At 68.9% G+C, this 20,393-nt stretch carries 8 protein-coding genes; 4 read left to right on the forward strand and 4 right to left on the reverse strand.

The features are described 5' to 3' along the window. The first annotated feature begins 149 nt into the window (after nucleotides 1-149). A complete protein-coding gene (locus RS84_RS04195; protein ID WP_045256511.1) occupies nucleotides 150-1,463 on the forward strand; it encodes an HNH endonuclease signature motif containing protein in 1,314 nt (437 codons plus the stop codon). Between the two features lie 90 nt (nucleotides 1,464-1,553). Here the strand turns inward: RS84_RS04195 and RS84_RS04200 are convergent, their stop codons facing one another. From RS84_RS04200 to RS84_RS04215, 4 genes are all read right to left on the reverse strand, one after another. Beyond that, on the reverse strand, nucleotides 1,554-1,859 hold the full coding sequence (locus RS84_RS04200) for a MazG nucleotide pyrophosphohydrolase domain-containing protein (protein ID WP_045256512.1): 306 nt from the start codon (nucleotides 1,857-1,859) through the stop codon (nucleotides 1,554-1,556). Nucleotides 1,860-1,968: 109 nt separating this feature from the next. Further along, the gene (locus RS84_RS04205) at nucleotides 1,969-4,134 is read right to left on the reverse strand and encodes an RICIN domain-containing protein (protein ID WP_052676203.1); all 2,166 of its coding nucleotides are present in this window, start codon (nucleotides 4,132-4,134) and stop codon (nucleotides 1,969-1,971) included. Then, nucleotides 4,128-7,028, reverse strand: a complete 2,901-nt coding sequence (locus tag RS84_RS04210; RefSeq protein WP_052676204.1) for an immunoglobulin-like domain-containing protein — start codon at nucleotides 7,026-7,028, stop codon at nucleotides 4,128-4,130. Before RS84_RS04210 ends, RS84_RS04205 begins: the two co-directional genes overlap by 7 nt. 14 nt (nucleotides 7,029-7,042) lie before the next feature. Next, a complete protein-coding gene (locus tag RS84_RS04215) occupies nucleotides 7,043-10,003 on the reverse strand; it encodes an immunoglobulin-like domain-containing protein (RefSeq protein ID WP_045256513.1) in 2,961 nt (986 codons plus the stop codon). Nucleotides 10,004-10,222: 219 nt separating this feature from the next. On the opposite strand from RS84_RS04215, the gene RS84_RS18865 reads away from it, so the two are divergent. The 3 genes from RS84_RS18865 to RS84_RS04230 are packed head-to-tail and all read left to right on the forward strand — an operon-like array spanning nucleotide 10,223 to nucleotide 20,318. Next, nucleotides 10,223-12,922: a LamG-like jellyroll fold domain-containing protein gene (locus RS84_RS18865; protein ID WP_082062028.1), complete on the forward strand. Its 2,700-nt coding sequence runs from the start codon at nucleotides 10,223-10,225 to the stop codon at nucleotides 12,920-12,922. A 16-nt stretch (nucleotides 12,923-12,938) separates the two neighbouring features. Continuing rightward, nucleotides 12,939-17,081 carry a beta-L-arabinofuranosidase domain-containing protein gene (locus tag RS84_RS04225; RefSeq protein WP_052676205.1) on the forward strand — a complete coding sequence of 1,381 codons (4,143 nt, stop codon included), beginning with the start codon at nucleotides 12,939-12,941 and terminating at the stop codon, nucleotides 17,079-17,081. A gap of 42 nt (nucleotides 17,082-17,123) precedes the next feature. After that, complete coding sequence (locus RS84_RS04230; RefSeq protein ID WP_052676206.1) at nucleotides 17,124-20,318, forward strand: LamG-like jellyroll fold domain-containing protein; 3,195 nt, start codon at nucleotides 17,124-17,126, stop codon at nucleotides 20,316-20,318. The last annotated feature ends 75 nt before the right edge of the window (nucleotides 20,319-20,393 follow it).

Here is a 20,393-nt window from a genome sequence, read left to right on the forward strand (position 1 = left end):
CGGCGCGGGTCTCCTGCCCCTGGTCGTTGAGCGAGCGCAGCGAGACGAAACGGATGGGTTCGAAGTTCGTTATGTTTCCGTGATCTTCGGGTGCGTTTTCGGGTCTGATCTGGGCGGGGGATGTCGGTGGTCCCGAGCATGATGGGGATATGAAGGTTCTGGTCGAGTTGAGCGACGAGCAGGTGGGCGTGTTGGGCGCGGTCACCGGGATGCTCGTCGATGTCGACCGGACGATCAGCCAGCTGCTCGCGGTGAAGGAGGGGCTCCTGGCGGTCGGGGCGCGGCTGTCGTTCGAGATCGGGGCGGATGCGGCGGCTGCCGTAGATCCGGGCCTTCCCGACTCGTATGCGGGTGATGCGATGGATCTCGCCGCGCGGGCGGTCGCTGCGGAGTTCGCGGTCGCGTTGCAGTCCAGTGACCGTTCCATCCAGCGACGGATGGTGGATGCGGATGCGAAGGTGACGCTGTTCCCCGCGGTGTGGCGGGCGCAGGGTGCGGGCGTGGTCACCGCCGGTCAGGCGAGGGCGATCGTCGACGCGGGCGCTCATCTCGATGACGAGTCCGACCGCGACGGGTACGCCGAGGAGATGGTCGGCCTTGTTCAGGTTCCGGGGCTGTCTCCGTCTCGGGTCGGGCGGGCCGCCCGCCGGGCGGCTGAGCGCCGTCGCCCGCGAAGCCTCGAAGACCGGCACCGCGGTGCGCGCAGGGCGCGCAGGATCTGGGTGAAGGACCGGGCCGACGGTATGGCGGAGTTCAGTGTGCTCGGGCCGGCCGCGTTGATCCACGGGGCGTCGGACCGGCTCACCGCGATGGGGCTCGGCATCCTCTCCGACGCGACGGCACGCCGGGAGGCGGGCGATGATCGTTGCCTCGACGAGATCCGCGCCGACCTCGCCCTCGATCTGCTGCTCACCGGCGCGCCGGCCGGACACGACCCGGACGGGCTGCTCGCCGACGTGACCGGTGCGGTGTCGGTGACGATCCCGGTGACGGCGCTTCTGGGTGTGACCGGGCCGTGTGCGGAGCTCGACGGCAGCACGCCGATCGATGGGGCCACCGCCCGACGCCTCGCGGCGGACGCTCCGGGCTGGGATCGTGTGCTCACCCATCCGATCACCGGCGCCGTCCTCGCGGTCGACCGATACCGGCCCTCCGCCGAGCTGAGGCGGTGGCTGCGAGCCCGTGACCAGCGATGCCGGTTCCCCGGATGCGGGTACCTCGCCCGGGACTGCGACATCGACCACACGACCGATGCGGCGACAGGCGGCCCGACCGACGCACACAACCTCGGCGCCCTGTGCAGGCGCCACCACGTCCTGAAACACCAGACACCCTGGACCGTCGAACAACTCGACGGCGGAACTTTCTCCTGGACCAGCCCCACACGCAAGATCTACCTCGACACACCCCCACCACCGAACACCCGCACACCGGTGAACGACGACCAACCACCACCCTTCTGAACGAACGGCGCGCTGGAGCGCGCATCTTGCCTCTCGAGGACTTCACCGGAGCGTTGCCCCATTTGAACGTTGCGCAGGACGCGGCCTGCGTTACTCCCGCCGCCGCACGAGCCATTTGCGACTCACTTCATCGACGAGGTCGACGTCGAACCTCTGCGCGATCAGCACCTGGGCGAGGACATCGGCGAGCTCGGACCGGAAGTCCTGCTCGCGCTCGGCCTCCGTGCGACCCCGATCACGCGACCGCCCCGATTGCGAGAGATACGCCTGGGTGAGCTCGCCGACCTCTTCGCCGAGTTTGAGCATCAGCCAGTCGTCGACGCGATCGATCCCGAATCGCTCGGCATAGAGCGCTGACACGGCCTCGATCTCGTCCTGCAACCGTCTGATATCCATCCCCGCATGGTGGCAGCATCCACTGACACCATGCGGACTCGAAGCACGCAGATGGCCCTGCTTCAACTCGAAACAGGGCCATCTGCGCGACTCGATCGCTGTCACATGCTCAGCACGTCTTCGCCGGATACGCCGCCGTGAACGTCGCCCCGGGCACAGTGAGCTGCACCGAACCCGCAGCGAGCGCATTCGTCCGCGCGTTGAAAGACGCAGAAGCGGAATCACCGGCGGCCACGGTCAGAGACTTCGATCCGTACGAACCCGCCGTCGTCGAGACGGCGACGGTCGCGGCATCCGCATTCCGCACCGAAGCCACGACGACCGCCTTGCCTGCCACGCAGCGCGAGGTCGCGAAGGCCGCGATCTCCGGCGCCGCCGCCGGGTCGACGGCTACGGACGAGAAGCGGAACCGCTGACAGTCGTTGTTCAGCACGCTGTACTGGTGCACGCGGGTGCCGTCGGCCAGCGCGCAGAACGACAGATCCAGCGCCTTGCCGCTCGCGCCGTTGCGGAACTCCACGACGCCGTCACCCGATACCTGCAGCCTCCAGGTGCTGCCGGCGATGCCGCACGCTCCCTGAGTCACCGCGACCGAGTCGGCCGACGATCCGCCTGTCACCGCGAGGCACTTCTCCGGCGCAGACCCGAGGTGCATCTCCGACTCGCCGTTCGCCGCCGCCGTGAACGTCACGCTCTGGCAGGCGGCCGCGGTGTACTCGCGCTGCTGCAGGATCGCCCCGTCAGTCGTCGAGCATCCCGGAACCTCGAGCGCCTTGCCCGACACCATCGACGTCACGACGACGACCCCAGCCGGACGCAGCGACCAGTCCTGAGCGGCAGAGCCGTCGGCCGCAGACTGCGCGAGGGCACCGCCAGAAGCGGTGAGAGCCTTCCCGCTCGTGCGGTTCGTGAGGGTCGACCATCCGCCCGTCGTCTGCGCGACCGACCACTGCTGGCAGCCCGTGGTGCGGAACGGGGTCTGCTCGAGAGCAGTGCCCGCCGCAGCAGAGCAGGATGCCGGCCCCAGGGCCTTGCCGCTCACCGCGTTCACGATGCGCAGGTAGCCGTCGCCCGTGCTGTCGAGCACGAACCGCGACCGCGTCGAGGAGCAGTCCCCGGCGACCAGCGCCGCACCGTCCTCATCCGTCGACACCGTGGCGCACTGACCCGTGCTGCGGCTCACGAGGTTCCACCGCGCGCCCTCGAGCTGCGCGGTGATCGGTCCGTTCTCGCCGCTCGGTACCGCGAGCGGCGTCGTCGTGGCCTGAGGCACGCCGAAGTCCGGCTCGCCGTCGGCGCGCCACGTCACGATCTGCGCGCGGGCCGTGCGCTGACGACTGCATCCGCCGTCTGCCGTCGGATTGGCGTGATACAGATTCCAGGTCTCGGTGCCGTCCGGCGAGGTGAAGAAGTCGTTGTGACCCGTGCCGTAGGCGCCGTTCGCCTGCGAGAACACCGGACCGTCGCTTTTGCGCCACGACGCCGCGAGCACCGGATCACCGCCCGTGTACTCGAGGGTGCCGAGCTGGTAGTCGGCCGTTCCGCAGAAGCTCGCGGAGTACGTGATCCAGGTGCGACCGTCGTGCTGCAGAGCGATCGGCCCCTCGTTCACCGGCTGTCCGATCGTCTCCCACGACTCGACCGGCTGCGACAGGATGTTCAGCGGTCCGGTCGCGGTCCACGGGTTGGTCATCCGGGCGATGTAGTTGCTCTGCAGCCCGTCCGGTGCGAACTCCGACCACACCATGAACAGCTCGCCGTTCAGCTCCAGGTATGAGCCGTCGATGTTCCAGTCGTCGATCGGCAGCGGACGGCCCTTGTACGTGTACGGGCCCATCGGGTCGTCGGCGGCGCTCTCGATCACCTGCAGATGCTGGGTGCCGTAGTTGCCCGAGACGCCCATCGTGTACATGAGGTACCAGCGCCAGCCGTTCGGCCCGTTCAGGCGCTTGAGCTCCGGCGCCCACATGTTGCCGTTGCGCCCCGTGTTCGTGTCGGAGTACACCGTGACGGGCTTCGTGGTGCCGAGCCCTTCGAGCGTCGGCGCCTTGCGCATCATGACCTGGTTGTTCCACGTCGTCGACACCATGTAGTAGTTGCCGTCGTAGAACTCGATGGTCGGGTCGGCGGTGTCGGGGGCGATCGGATTCGTGAACGTGTCCTCGCCGACGGCCTGGGCGGCCGGGGCCTGCAGCCCGTCGGCGGCGGTCAGGCCGCCGACGGCCAGGGCCGCGACGAGCGCGACCCGCAGGGCGGCGCGCACGTGCTTCAGCATGTGCGGCTCCCGTAGGCGGCGGTCGCGACGGTCGCACCGTCGACGGATGCCTGCACCGATCCCGATGCGACGGACGCCGCGCGGGTGCTGAACGTCACGGTCGTGCTCTTGCCGCCCGCGAGGTCGACGACCTTCTCGCCGTACGCCGAGGAGACGGTGACATGCGCCGCGGCGCTGCCGGCGTTCGCGACGGTCGCTGCGACCACGACCTTGCCCGCCACGCAGCGCGTCGACAGATCGAGGCTGATTCCGGGGGTGACCGTCACGGTCGCCGTGACCGGCATCCGCGACGCGTCCTGCGCGATGCCGCGCACCGTGAACGTTCCGGCGGCCGCGTAGTCGGCGGGGTCGACGCCCTCCCACGAGACGTCGACCGTCGACGTCGCGCCGCTCGCGGTCGTGAGCGTCGCCTTCGGCAGCACCGGGGCGGTGCCGGCGCGGGTGGATGCCGTGATCGGCGCGACCTCGGTCACCGCGATCTCCGGGGCGAAGCCCTCGAGCACCGTCTGGTACTCGGCGCGCGTGACCGGGATCACGGTGCCGTGCCGCGGCTTTCCGCCGTCGCTGTTCTGCGGCAGGTTCTCGCGCAGGATCGAGCCGAGCGGCTGCCACGAGGCGCCGTTCGTGATGTCGGTCGAGCCGAACGGGATGTAGTGGTTCGGACCGCCGTGATAGTTCGGCTGGTCGATGAACAGGTACCAGTCGAAGCCGTTCACGTCGCCGGGGTTCGAGGGGAAGATGCTCGGCCCCTCGCCGCTCGAGTAGGTCCCGCCCGGCTCGCCGTTCGGCAGACCGGTCGCGATCTTCTCCTGCACCAGGGTCCACTCGTCGGCAGCCCCGCTCGTGCCGGGCAGCGTGCCGCTGATCGTCGCGAGCAGGTCGGTCGACTTCTCCTCGCGGATGGTCATCGACGCCTCGTCCTTCGTGAAGCGGTAATACGTGCCGTCGTGCTCGGCGACCGTCGAGTCGATGAGTCCGAGGCCGGTGCCGCGCTTCACGTCAGACCAGATCTGCGGCTCCGAGAAGGTCACGAAGTCGTCGGTGGTGACGTAGATCATGCGGTTGTAGGTGACGGCGGTGCGCGAAGCGACATCGGTCGTCGGGTACAGGTTCGACGCCCAGAACACGACGTAGCGGCCGATCTCGTCATCCCAGTAGGCCTCGGGCGCCCAGGTGTTTCCGGCGTATGCCGACGACACCTCGACGTGGCGCTGCGCCGACCAGTTCACGAGGTCGGTCGACTCCCACACCTCGATCGCGCGCGACCCGGAGATCTGCGCGGTCGTGAATCCGCCGGCGAGCCCCGCGACCTTGAGGTCGGTGGCGAGCATGTAGAACTTGTCGCCTTCGTGCGAGCGGATGATGAACGGGTCGCGGAGACCGGTCGTGCCCTGCGTGGACGTGAAGATCGGCTCGCCGTCGTTCAGCGTGTTCCAGCGCAGCGCATCGTTGCCCTTCGAGGCGGCGAGGCTCACACGCTCGGCCCCTGCGCCCTCGCCGGTGAAGAACGCCCACACGTAGGCCTCCTTCTCAGCGGATGCCGTGGGCGCCTGCTTCACGGTCAGAGTGATCTGCTTCGAGGCGGTGGCCGCCCCGACCGTGGCGGTGACAGCCAGCACGACGGTCGCGTCGGCCCCGGCGGGACGCGTGATCGCCACGGTCGCGGACCCGGCCTTCACGCCCTCCTCGATGGATGCGACCGCGGTCCCCGAGACGACCGACCAGCTCAGGGACGATCCGTTCGCCCCGGCCGTCGCGACCGAGAGCGCGGTGCGCACGTCGCCTGCTCCGCTGATCGACACGGCGGCGAGGTCGGCATCCGCCTTCGCCTGATCCGAGAGCTCGGCAGGAACCGTCACCGAGTAGGTGCGCGTGGTCGTCGCCCCGCCCACCGTGAAGGTGGCGGTGAGGGTGGCCACGGCATCCGCCGATCCGGCCGACGGACGTGTGACCGTCGCCGTGCCGCCCGAGACCTGGATGGCCGCGTTGTCGGAGGCCCACGAGACCGAGACTCCGCTGCTGCTGGTCGGCAGCGTGAACGACGAGGTCGCCGACCCCGGCACGGTCACCCCGGCGACCGCACGATCGAGAGCCTGACCCGTGTACAGCGAGGTCACATCCGACGCGCTGAGCGCTGTGGCGTACACGGCGAAGTCGTCGACGTCTCCGGCCCAGCCGGGGTCGTTGTAGGTCGAGCGACCCAGATACGACACGAGGTTCGAGCCGAACGAGGAGATGTTGCGGGCGATCGGCACTGCAGAGATCTGCGTGCCGTTGACGTACGTGGTCAGGGTGCCCGCGACACCGTCGATCACCGTCGTGTACAGCGACAGGCCGGCGGGCGTCTTGATGCCGGAGGTCGCCGCGTTCGTCGATCCGGCGCCGACCTCGGTGCCCCACGGAGCGGTCGCGCTGACCGTGTTGGTGAGGACCGACTTCACGTAGCCGCTGGGATTCGTCGGGTTCAGCAGCCAGTAGGCGCTCGAATAGCTCGCGCCGGACGCGACCGGCGCGCCGATGAACGCTGCGGCCGTGTTGGCCGGTCCCGAGCGGCCCGTGAGCCACGTCGAGACGGTCAGCTGCTGCTTGCCGACGAGCCCCGCCGTCGGGATCTCCAGGTAGCCGGCCGTGGCCCTGGCGCCGCCGGGGAGGGTGAGCTGGCCGCCCGCCACGCTGGCGCCCGACTGCTTGATCACCCCGTCGTAGCCGTTGCCTGAGAGGTCGCCGACCGTGCCGCCTGCGGCCGAGTCGAACGAGTAGTGGATGAGAGGGGCAGGGCCCTCGGCGGCGGCCGAGGCGGTGTGCGAACTCACCGCCCCGATCGCGACGATGGTGGCGGCGGCGGCGATGACGGCCGCCGTCTTGCGGGCGCTCGCGGCGAGCAGATTTGTCATTCTCTCTTCTCCGATCAGCCGCAGAGACCTGCGGGGATGGCGGTCGTGCTGTTGTGGCTCTGACCTGCGGGCCCGGTCGCGGTGATCGTGGCGGTGCCCTCCGGAACCGCGGCGAGGCGGGTGGCGAAGGCGACGGAGCTCGTGGCTCCGGCCGCGAGTGCGACGCTCTTCGTGCCGTACGGGGTCGAGACGGTCACCTGGGCGGCGACCGTGGAGGCGTTCGCGATCGTGACGAGCACCTGGCCCTTGCCTGCGACGCATCGCACGGCGGCCGTGGCGTTCACGGCGAAGGAGCCGACCGGCGCCGCGGCAGAGGCCGACGTCGTGACGAGACCGTCGCGGTAGCCGTCGTAGGTCGCCGTGACGCTGGTGACGCCTGCGGGCACGGTCGCGGTGGCCGTGCCGTCGACGAGCGCGACGGTCGTGGTCCATGCGCCGCCTGCGAAGGTGACGGTGCCGGCGACATCGCCGCCGTCGGCGGCCGTGACGGATGCCGCAGCCTCGCGACCGGTCACCTCGAGTGTCGTGGTGGAGGCCACCGCGGCGATCGTGGTCCAGTTCTTCATGGCGGTCAGCACGCTCTGCGGAACGCTCACGAAGGCGCCGTGCCGCGGGCTCGCCGGGAGTCCGCCGGCCGGGCGCACGTTCCAGCCGGAGCGCTGCGAGAGCCGGTCGGCCTGCGAGCTCGAGGCGATCTGCTCGCCGGTCGTCACGAAGGCGCGGTAGCCGCCGGCGCCGTAGTTGTCGACGAGGAAGACGTAGCCGTCGCCCGAGGCGTTGTTCGGGTCGCCCTCGTTGAGCTTGATGATCTCGGGACCCTCACCCGACTGACCGGTCTCGAGGCTGGTCATGTGCGTGTCCGTGAGCTGCCACGTCTTCGTCGGGTCGGCGCTCCAGTTCGACGAGGTGGTCGGCGCGGTGAGCACGCTCGAGCGCTCCAGGAAGATGTCCTTGCCCGCTTCGAGGGTGCCTGCGGCGCCCGACTCCTCGTTCTTGGTGAACCGGTAGTAGTAGTCGCCGATCTTCGTGACGGTCGAGTCGATGCGCGCGTAACCCGTGTCCTGCCAGGTGGCGGGCGGGTACGTGAACGTCTTGAAGTCGCGAGTCGTCACGGAGAACATGCGCGCGTACAGGTTGTCGGTGTTCGTGTGGCTCGCGTCGGAGTACTTGCGGGAGGCGAAGAACACCACGTACGACTGCAGGGCGTCGTCCCAGTAGGCTTCGGGCGCCCAGGTCATGCCGGCCTCGGGCTGGTTGATCGTGATGCCCGTGTTCTCGCCGTTCGTGCGGGTCCAGTTGACCATGTCGGTCGACTCCCACACCTCGATCTTCAGGCTTCCGGCCGACTGCGCAGGACCCCACCCGGTGCCGCAGCTGATGCAGAGGTCGGTGGCGACCATGTAGTACTTGTCGCCGTCGTGCGCGCGCAGGATGTACGGGTCGCGCAGACCCTTGGTGTCGGCGGTCGACGTGATCACGGGGTTGCCGCCGTTCACGGGCGCGAACGTGAAGAAGTCGTTGCCGCTGGTCGCCGCCTGGTAGATCTTCTCGTCGCTGTCCGACTTGAAGTACGCGCTGGCGTAGCCGGCATCCGGAGCGGTGCGGGCGTGCTCGGCCACGCTCACGGTGTAGTCGCGCGACAGGGTCGCGCCGTTCAGGGTCGCGTGCGCCGTCAGCGTGACGGTGCGGTCGCCGCTGCCGTATGCGGGCCGTTCGACGATGCCGCCGCCGCGGTAGGGGTCGGCGGCGCCGACGGCGGGGGCGGTGTAGGCCGGGTCGGTCGGCGTGACGAGCGAAGCATCCGACGAGGTCCACGTGATGGCCGAGCCGTCGACCGAGCCCTTCGTGATGAGCGGCAGGTTCTCGGTGGTGCGCGAAGCGAGGCTGATCGCATCGAGATCGGCGGATGCGGATGCGGCGACGACCGTCACGGAGAACGTGATGGGCGCCCCCGAGGCGGGCGTCGCCGTGATGGTCACGGTGGTGTCGCTGGTGAGCGCACGCGAGACGACGCCCGTGTTCGAGACGATCGAGGTGTCGGACGACGACCAACTGAGTGCGACGCCGTTGGACGACGCCGGGAAGGTGAGGTTGCTGCGCACCGCGTCAAGCGACGCGTTCGCGCCCTTGATGATCGGCAGCAGGTCGCCGCGCAGCAGCGCCTGCGTCGTGGCCGACTTCTCGGCGGCAGACGGCTGACTCGCCGTGACCTGCTCGGCGGTCAGAGAGCTGTCCCAGAAGCGCACGTCGGTGACGTCGCCCTTGAGCAGGGCGTCGCCGGTGTACAGCGAGCGGCCGAGGTAGCCGAGCGTGCCGGATGCCGGGACGATCGAGCTCAGGCTGTAGGCGTGCGAGACGGTGGAGATGACCTGGCCGTCGCGGTACAGCGTCAGGGTGCTGCCGCTGCCGACCATCGTGAGGGTCGTGAAGCCGGGGTTCAGGCCGCCGCCGGCCGGCAGGCGCACCTCGCCGTTGCTCGTGCCGGTCTTCACGCGGATGCCGGAGAGCACTTGGTTGCTGTACGCGCTCTCGCCCGAACGCGGGTTCACGAACACGTGGTTGCCGAGCGCGGTGGTGTTCCACGCGCCGACGCCGTTGCCGATGACCCAGCCGAACTGGTTCGCCGCCGTCTGCGTCGCGACCGTGTACTCGACCGTGAAGTCGTTGTCGGCGCCCGTGACCAGACCCTGGGGGAGCGCGGCGTAGCCGTCGTTCTTGAAACGCAGCACCGCGTCGCCGCCGGCGTCGACGAATGACGCATCCGTGAAGCCGGTCAGCGTGGCGTTGCGACCGTTGCCCGAGACGTCCAGCAGGGCGTTGCCCGCGTGCGACATGTCGTAGTGGGCTGTGGGCGCCGGAACGTCGGCGGCGACGGCCGCAGCAGGAGAGAAGGCGCAGACGGACGCCGCGAGAGCGCCGGCGATGCCGGCGGCGAGGAGTCTGCGCCGGCGGGGTGGTGGGGTGGGTGCGCTCATGGCGGAAGCTCCTTTGTCGTCGTTGACGGCGCGCCGCGACAGGGCGGCGGTTTCGATGGCCCTCGGGTGGGCTCATCGGAATGTTAGCGGACACATAGGCGGAAAGACAGGGCCGCACCGAAAAGCCACCGGCTTCGGTTTTCGCCCTGGTGGGGGATTCGCCTCATGTGCTAGGTTTCCTGGTTACCGGTAACAAGCCACGCTTATCTGGAGCTCTCAATGACGAAGTCTCGTACCGTGCCGTCGCGCTTTCGCGCCGTTGCCGCCCTGGTTCTCGCATCGATGGCCGCCTCGGCCTTCACCGTCTCTCCGGTTTCGCCGGCGGCCGCCGCGGACGCAGCCGCTCCCCGCAGCGGGCTCGTCGCCGAGTACCTGTTCACGCAGACGAGTGGCGCCTCGGTGGCGAACTCGGCGGGCTCGGGAGCAGGACCTGCGACAGTCGTGAACGGCACCGACGCGCTGTGGACCGGCAGCTCGCTCGCCTTCACCGGCGGCGCCAAGACCAGCACGACGGCCGACTGGGTGCGACTGCCCGACGGCATCCTCGCGGGAGAGAACTCCGCGACCGTCACGATCGAGACGAAGTTCGACGCCTCCATGCTCCAGGCCTGGCACTTCCTCTGGAACATCGGCAGCGACAGCACCAGTTCGTACTGGTTCGCCTCTCTCAAGGACACCCCTCGCACCGCCATCACCACCAGCGGCAACGGGGGCGAGAAGAACGCGCGCGGCGCAGGTCCCCTCACTGCGGGCCGCTGGTACAGCGTGACCTCGGTGATCGACGGGGATGCAGGCGCGATCTCGTTCTACGTCGACGGACAGCTGCTCGGCTCGGCCCCGACCACGCTCACACCGGCATCCCTCACGTCCCAGACCGTGAACGCGATCGGTCGCTCGCCATACCCCGACCCCTTCTTCCGCGGCGAGGTGTCGACCTTCCGGGTGTACGACCGGGCGCTCACGGCGGCAGAGGTCGCCGATGTCTCGACGGCCGACGCAGCCCTGCACTCCGCGGGCTTCCAGCAGTATGCGCAGTCGGCTGTCGATGCCCTGAGCGCTCTCACGCTCGACGATTCCACCACGACGCTGCCGTCGTCCAGCACGGCGGCTCTCACCTGGTCGTCGCAGAACCCCGACATCACGGTGGCGGCCGACGGCCGCACGGCATCCGTCCGCCGGCCCGCGGCCGGATCACCCGCCGTGCAGACCACGCTCACCGCCACCGCGACCGTGCGCGGTGTCGCCGTCTCCCGAGAGGTGCCAGTGACCATCGAGCCCGCCCCTGCTCAGTCCGACGACTACGGCTACCTGATGGTGCACTTCATCGAGGACTCGGCCGGCTACGCCGAGAAGATCTACCTCGACATCTCGCGCGGCGACGACCCCGAGCAGTGGGATCCGCTGAACGGCGGGAAGCCCATCCTCGCCTCGCAGCTGGGCACGACGGGCGTGCGCGATCCGTTCCTGACCCGCAACCCCGAGACCGGAACGTACTACATCATCGCGACCGACCTCAGGGTCTTCGGCGGAGACTCGGGCTCCGGATCCTGCACGAGCTGGTGCTACTGGACCAAGAGCGCCAGCACGAAGCTCATCGTCTGGGAGTCGACGGACCTCGTCACCTGGAGCGCGCCGCGGAGCTTCGACACGGCGCTCGACAGCGCGGGCGCGAAGGTCGCCGAGCTCGGCATGGCCTGGGCGCCCGAGGCCCTGTGGGTCGACGACTACTACCCTGAGGGTCATCCCGGAGGCCGCGGCGCGTTCGTGATGTACTTCTCGGCCAACGTCTACCAGACCGCCGACCACAGCGATCCCTCGTACAACCGCGTCGTCTGGGGCGCGACCACCGACTTCACGCAGGCCACGTACTCCTACGGCGGCGACTTCGTGAACACGGGAGCGAACACGATCGACACGACGATGATCCAGGACGGCGACACGACCTACCGGATCACGAAGGACAACGGCAAGGGCAACGGCATCTACATGGAGTCGACCACAGCCCCTCGCTGGTGGGAGAGCGGCACGGCGTGGACCACGCTGCAGACGAAGATCGGCGCGGCGTGGGCGGGCGGAAACGCGGGCGGCGTCGAGGGCCCGGCGGTGTTCAAGAGCCACAGCGACGAGAAGTGGTACCTGTACGTCGACGTGATCCCGAGCACCGGCTACCGGCCGTTGGTCACCACCGACCTCGACGCCGGATGGAGTCAGCTGAACTCCCCGACCTTCTTCATGTCGCCCAGCACCAAGCACGGTGGCGTGATCTCGCTGACCAAGGCCGACTACGACCGGGTGCGGGCCGCGGATGCGGCGGCAGCCGTCGCGAGTGATCTCGGCGCTGTGGAGCTCACGGCGGGCGCCGGCGCGGAAGAGCTGTCCGCCGCGCTCCCGGCGACCGCAGAGGTCGCGCTCGCGTACGGCCGCGGAACCGCCTCGCAGCCGGTCGCCTGGAACACGGCGTCCGTCGACCTCGCCACGCCAGGCACCTATCCGGTGACGGGCACGGTGCGCACGATCGGCGCCAACCTCAACACGTGGACAGGAGCGGGTGGCTCCACCGCGTGGAACGCGCCCGAGCGCACGCTGTCGAGCACAACCACCATCACGGTCACCGCGCAGGTCGTTGTCACGGCCCCCGTGCTCAGCGTCACGGCGACCGCGACCACGCGCTGCGTGGCGGGCAAGGTCGTGATCGTGACCGAGGTCGCCAACACCGGCAGCGCAGCGGTGGCCGTGTCGCTGACCACGGCGTACGGGACGCAGGATGCCGGCACGATCGCCTCGGGCAAGAAGATCAGCCGCACGACCACGACGCGCCTCACGTCGATCCCCGCAGGTCAGGTGACGGTCACCGCGACCGCGCAGGGCACCAGCACCCGAGTGACAGCCGACTACGCCGCGCGCACCTGCGCCGGCTGAGCGAGAGACGAGAGACATGTCCGTCAGAAGAGACGTCCGCAGCGCCGCGGCGTTGACCGTGGCCGTGCTGATCGGCGGCAGTGCCGCCCTCAGCATCGCACCCGCAGCCTCGGCTGAGGCCGGGCTGAGCGTCGAATCGGGCAAGGTGCTCGAACTCGGCTTCGACGGCTCGCTCGCCGACACGAGCAGCCTCGCTGCCGCCGTCACCGTGCAGAAGGGGGCTGCCGCCTACGCCCCGGGCCTGCGCGGTCGGGCCTTCTCCTTCGACGGCGCGACCGCGCTTCGTCTCGGCACGGATGCGCGCCTGCAGCCCGAAGACCTCACCGTGTCGTTCTGGTACAACCCGAGCGTCGCGATGACCGGCGAGCAGGTCTTCGCATGGAGCAAGACCGTCTACAACTCCGACGGCTGGTATCTCACCAGCGAGAACGACTCGACTCCGCTCGCGCTCTCGATCGGCCCCTCGACCGGGCAGCCCTACAAGGTCGCGGTCGCGGGCAGCCGCTCCTCGTTCTTCCCCGCCGGCACGTGGACGCATGTGGTCGCGAGCTACGACCACGCCACCAAGGAGGTGCAGTTCTACCGCAACGGCGTGCGACAGCTCAGCACCGTCAAGTACGCCGTCAGCGAGACGGCATCCGGCGTCCTCGGCTCCGAGGGCACCTCGGTCAAGACGCTCGGCTACAACGGCCCGCAGTACAACGGCTCGCACCTCAAGGGCCTGCTCGACGACTACGCACTGTTCGACGGAGTCGCCACGATCGACGACGTCGTGACCCTCACGCAGCGGGGCGACGCGGGCTTCGACCCGAGCACGGTCGCGCAGTCCGACCTCGCCGCGATCGCGGTGCCCGGCGCCGCGGCCGCCGACTTCGCGCTGGCCACGGAGGGCGGCTCGGGCAGCGCCATCAGCTGGGCCTCGTCGAACAGCGGGGTGATCGCCGTCGACGGCGGGATCGCCCGCGTCACCCTGCCGACGGACAGCGCGCGCACCGTGACGCTGACCGCATCCGCCCGCTATGGAGGGAGTTCCGTCGTGACTCGCGACTTCACCGTGACCGTCGCCCCTGAGGGCGAGTCGGCGTCCCAGTACCTCGGCGACGCGGGGCTGGAGAACCTGGCGATCACCGACGACTACCTGGTGAACGCCAACGGCAAGACGATCGACTACCTGCTCAGCCTCGACCCCGAGAAGTTCCTCTACTCCTGGTACACGCAGGCCGGGCTCACGCCGACCACCTCGTCGGGATACGGCGGCTGGGAGCGCTCGAGCGGCACCCGCTTCACCGGGCACTTCTTCGGGCACTACATCTCCGCGCTGTCGCAGGCGTACGCGACCACGACGGATTCCGGCATCAAGGCGCAGCTGCTCGCCAAGCTCACCTCGGCGGTCGAAGGGCTGAAGAAGGTGCAGGACGCATGGGCCGCGGCCCACCCCGCCAGTGCCGGATACATCGCGCCGTTCCCGCTGAGCGCGCTGCCCAGCGGCGCCGACGGGCTCCTCGTGCCGTTCTACAACCTGCACAAGGTGCTCGCGGGCCTCCTCGATGCGCATCAGTACGCGCCGGCCGACGTCGCCGCCGATGCGCTGAGCGTGGCATCCGGCTTCGGCACCTGGGTCAAGAACTACGCGGGTTCCCTCGCGAACCCGGCCTCGATCCTGAACACCGAGTACGGCGGCATGAACGAGGCGCTCTACGAGCTGTACGCGATCACCAAGAGCCCCGACCACAAGCGCGCCGCCGAGTACTTCGACGAGGTCGCGCTGTTCCAGCGGCTCGCGAACGGCCAGGACGTGCTGAACGGCCTGCACGCCAACACGACGATCCCGAAGCTGATCGGCGCGCTCAAGCGCTACACCGTCTTCATGGACGACCCGGCGCTGTACGCCACGCTCAGCGACGCCGAGAAGACCGCGCTGCCGATGTACCTCACGGCGGCGCAGCGCTTCTGGCAGATGGTCGTCGACGACCACACGTATGCGAACGGCGCGAACAGCCAGTCGGAGCACTTCCACGACGTCGACACCCTCTACGCATTCGCGACCAACGGGGTGACCACCGGGTACGGCGAGAACTCGACGGCCGAGGGCTGCAACGAGTACAACATGCTCAAGCTCACCCACGCGCTGTTCGCGGTCGACCACCAGGTGAAGTACGCCGACTACTACGAGTCAACCTTCATCAACACGATCCTCGCCTCACAGAACCCCGAGACCGGCATGGTGACGTACTTCCAGCCCCAGGCCGCCGGCTACGCCAAGGTGTTCGGCACCCCGCTCGACCAGTTCTGGTGCGACCACGGCACGGGCATCGAGAGCTTCACGAAGCTCGGCGACTCGATGTACTTCACCGACGCCGACGGGGTGTGGGTCAACCAGTTCTACAGCTCGGTCTACCGCGACCAGGCCCACGGGGTGCAGATCACGCAGAACGCGAACGTGCCGGCCGACCCGACCGTGCGCATCTCGGTCGCGGCTCTCGACGGCGCAGCGGTCGCCGAGGGAACCGTGCTGAGACTGCGCGTTCCCTCGTGGGCCGTCGCCCCGAGCCTGACCCGCAACGGAGAACCGGTTGATCTGGGCGCAGTCTCGAACGGATACCTGACGCTCGAGGTCGCGGCCGGCGACGAGCTCGTCTACACGCTCCCGGCGCAGGTCACGGTGAGCGACGGCACCGAGAACCCGAACTGGGTCGCGTTCACCTACGGGCCGGTGCTGCTGGCCACCGAGCTCAGCCGCGCGAACGTCGACGCGAGCTACACAGCGGGCGTGCTCGTGCAGATGAGCACGGCCGACAAGTCGCTGAACTCGAACGTGGTCGTGGCCGACGCGCAGGCCTGGAAGGCGGATGCCGCGAACAACGTCGTGCGCCTCGACGACGCGCCCAACGGCAATGGCCGCACCACCATGCGGTTCGCGCTGCAGGGGGTCGACCCGGCGTCGGCGGCGCTCGTCTTCGAGCCGTACTACAGCCTGTACGGGGCCCGCTACGCGACCTACATGACCCTCGTCCAGCCCGATTCGGCCGAGGCGCAGGCGATGATCCTGACGCAGAAGCAGCAGCTGCGCGTCGATGAGACGACGATCGACTCGCTCACCTCCTTCGACAACAACAACAGCGAAGCCGACAAGAACTACCGCTACAACAAGTCGTCGGTCGGGGTGTTCAACGGGCAGGGCTACCGCGACGGGCAGCGCGCGACCGACGCGTATTTCCAATACGACATGATCGTCGATCCGCAAGCTCCGGCGAACTACCTGGGCGTGCGGTACTACGGCGGCGACAATGGGCGCACCTTCGACGTGTACCTGAACGACGTGCTGCTGGGGCACGAGCAGATCACGAATGCGAAGGGCGCCACCACCTGGTACATCCAGTACGACCGCATCCCGCAGGCGGTGCTCGACGGCATCGCGGCTCGGGACAGCTACAAGCGCGACCAGAACGGGCAGTACGTGCTCGATGCGAACGGTCAGAAGATCCCCGTCGTGACCGTGCGGTTCCAGGGCAACGGATCGAGCTTCGTCGGCGGCGTGTACGGCGTGTACACCTCGCTGTCGGATCACTACGCGACGGATGCTGCGCTGCGCGCGCTCGAGGTCGACGGCGGGACCCTGTCGCCGGCCTTCGACGGGGGCACGACCGCGTACACGATCACGGTGCCCGCCGACGCGGCGAGCATCTCCCTCGACGCCGATCCGGCGGTCCCGAGCGGGCTCGTCTACGTCGACGGCATCCTCATCGACGACACCGCGTCGCGCACGGTGCCGGTGAAGGCCGGCGACGCTCCCACCGTGGTCACGGTGACGTCCTACGCCCAGGACCACTCGACGAATGAGGCCTACACGCTCACGATCGTGAGGGAATCGGGGCTCGACGTCTCGGCGACGGCCTCCGTTCGCTGCGCGGCCGGCAAGGCGACACTGGTGACGACCGTGCGCAACGGATCGGATGCGGCGGCCGCCGTCACCGTGACGACGGCGTTCGGCACGGCGCACCTCACCGTCGACGCCGGCAGGACCGCATCGAAGTCGCAGGCGACCAGGCAGGCGGCGATCAGCGCGGGTGAGGTCTCGATCACGGCGACCGCCGAGATCGGCGGTAGGTCGGTCACGATGCAGACGACAGCGGCGTACCCCGCCACGACGTGCCGGTGACCTCGGTCATCCGATGAACGATCCATCTCGATGAGGAGAGACATGAGAAGCACGACCCGCCTGCTCGGAGGGATCGCAGCGGTGGCGCTGTGCGCGGCGTTCGCGACGCCGTCGCCCGCGTCGGCAGCGCCTGAGACGCCCGGGCTGCTGGCCGATTTCGGATTCGAGGCGGCCGGCGCGACCTTCGACGGCGGCGCGGCCCTCGCCACGACGCACGGGACCGCGACGGTCGTGCCCGGCCCGACCGGCAACGCCGCACGGCTCGGCAGCGCCTTCTGGCTGGATGTGAAGAAGAAGGACGGCACGCCCCTGCTCGCAGGGCTCGATGCGGTCACGATCTCGTACGACAGCAAGCCGGATGCGACCGGGAACACCGGCTGGACCGTGTTCGCGGCCGAGAACACGGCGGCCCAGACGTTCGGGAACGAGCACTACCTGGGCTACCTCGACAAGACCACGGGCGTCACAGTCGAGCGCTACGACAACGGCGGCAGCCGCAACACCGCCGGGAACCTGTCCGTGACGAAGTCCGACACCGCGTGGAAGCACGTCGACCTCGTGATCTCCGGATCCGATGCGCAGCTGTTCGTGAACGGTCAGCGCATGGTCGTGAACACGACCGGGCCGAAGCTCACAGACATCCTGGGCGCGAGCGGCGGCATCCTGCAGGTCGGCAAGGCGAACTGGGGTGCGGGGGAGTACTTCGCAGGTCTCATCGACAATCTGAAGATCTACGACGGCGCGCTCAGCCCCGAAGAGCTGGGCGTCGTGCCGACCGCGAGCCATCCGGCATCCGCCCTCGCGATCCCGGCCGAGATCACCGGCGACCTGCCGTCGAGCGTGCTCGGCAAGACGGTCACCTGGACGGCGAGCGGAGCGGGCGCCGACAGCATCGCCGCAGACGGAGCCGTTACCCTTCCTGCATCCGGCAGCGTCGCGGTCTCTCTGACCGCGCACATCGACGGCGTCGAGACGCCGGTGACAGCAGATGCGGAGATCGTCGCCGTCGGCGGTGAGATCTCGACCTCGGTGAAGGACGTCACGGTCATCGCCGGTGTCAAGAGCGATCCCCTGGCCTACGACGACGACCGGCGCGCCGACGCGCTGTACGTCTCGGCCCGGCCGGCGGGTGCGCAGGCGTGGGAGCCGCTCAATCGGGCGCAGTCCATCCTCTACGTCGCCTGGGACGGCACGCAGTCGGCCAAGCCCAACGCGCAGATGGGCTCGCCCGCGCTGCTGCGCAGGGCAGACGGCTCGCTCGCCGTCGCCGCCTCGCAGAACAACGCCACGGATTCGATCTACGTGTGGGACAGCGCTGACGGCGCGACCTTCACGAACCAGCGCGCGGTCAAGGTCGCGACCGACGGATCGATCGTGACCGACCCGCGTATCGTCTTCGACGCGGCATCCGCGGCCTACAAGGTGTTCTGGACCGACCGGCTCACGGGAGAGGGCAGGGTCACCCGTCTCGCAGACCTGACGGCATCCGCCGTCCCGTCCGAGGCCACCGCGGCCGACGTCCGCGCCGTCGGCCCGCAGGAGTCATCGGCATTCGCGCTCGCCGCCGACGAATTCGCCACGTTCTACGACCACTACGTAGACCTGCAGAACACAGGTGTCGAGCAGCCTGCCGATGTGGAGGTCGCCGCAGGCGCCGCGCTGTCGGCCGATGACCTTCCCGAGAGCGTCACTCTGGACTACAACGACGGCTCGACCAAGCAGCTCGGCGTCGCCTGGGACGAAGACGCCCTCGCGGCGATCGACACGAGCGCACCGGGGGAGCACCGGGTGACGGGGGTCGTGCAGCAGACAGCGCAGGAGATGGTCAGCGACGCCAGGGCCGACCCCGACCTGTTCTTCAACGAGGACGACGGCTACTGGTACCTCACGGGATCGCACTACTCGATTCCGTCGGATGCTCCGGACTCCGCGCTCATCGACGCGAACGCCTATCGCAAGATCGGCCTCAAGCGCGCCACCACGATCGACGGCCTGAAAGACGCGCCGGAGCAGATCGTGATCGATCCGGATGCCGGCACCCCGGGGCTCCGCGCGCAGTACCCGAACACCTTCTACGGATGGGGCGGATACATCTGGGCGCAGGAGTTCCACAAGATCAACGGCCAGTGGTGGATCGTCGCCGGCATGAACAAGGGCTATGCGCCGACGGGCGGATGGTGCGACAACACCGTGCTCATCCCCTACACGGGCGATCAGGCCTCGCTCGAGGCGGGCGGTCTGGTCGACCCGGCGAACTGGGGGCAGCCCACGGTTCTCGAAGGCGCGGCCTTCGACGTCTCGTACCTCGAGCGCGTGGAGAACGGGCACACGCAGGGGTACTGGATCATGCCCAACGGCGCCAAGCTCTGGGTGGCGAAAGCGAAGATGGGGCCGAAGGGCACGGTGCCGCTCATCGACGGCAGCCTCACGCAGATCTACTCGATCAGCCAGCCCTGGGAGTACGGCAAGTCCGCACCCACGCCCTCCGACACGAACGAGGGCAATGATCAGGGCATCGTCGAGGCGCCGTTCATGTTCGAGCACGGCGACTACACGTACATCACCTACTCGGGCGGCACGGTCGACAAGTACTACGACCTCGGCATGCTGCGCGCGGCGAAAGGGGCGAACCTGACGGACCCGAAGAGCTGGACGCAGGTCGCCTTCCCGGTGCTGACGACCAATGACACCGCAGACGGGCGGATCGGAGGGGTCGGCCATGCCGGCACCGGTCACAACTCGGTCGCTGTAGATGAACGGGGCAACCTCGTGCTCGCGTACCACGCGCGCCCCTACCCTGAACAGCACACCGGCAGTGCGGCGGGCGGTCTTTTCGACCCTGACCGCAACACGTGGTTCAAGGCGGTCAACGTCCGCGCCAGCGGCCTGCTCGACTTCTCGCTGTCGAGCGAGCAGGAGGTCGCACCCGCGAACCGGACGGTGACCGTCACCGTCCGGGTGGCCGGTCCCTCCGTGAAGACGACGGTGTCTCCGCGCTGCGTCGCGGGCAGAGCAGCTCTGGTCGTGACCGTGCAGAATCTCGGGTCGTCGCCCGTATCGGCCTCGATCTCGACCATCGCGGGCAGTCGCGAGATCGTCTCTCTCGCGGCCGGGAAGTCCACCTCGGCGACCTTCGGCACGCGCACGGCGGCGGTCTCCCCGGGTGAGGTCTCGGTGCTTCCCGCCGGGGCCTCGACACCTGTGAGGACACCGTATCCCGCCATCGTCTGCGGCTGAGATCTGGCACTTGACGAGCAGATGGGAGACCCATAGTCTGAGATTGTTCCCGCTAACAATGAGGGGAGCGGATGC

Source organism: Microbacterium hydrocarbonoxydans (assembly GCF_000956475.1).
Classification (GTDB): Bacteria; Actinomycetota; Actinomycetes; order Actinomycetales; family Microbacteriaceae; genus Microbacterium; species Microbacterium hydrocarbonoxydans_A.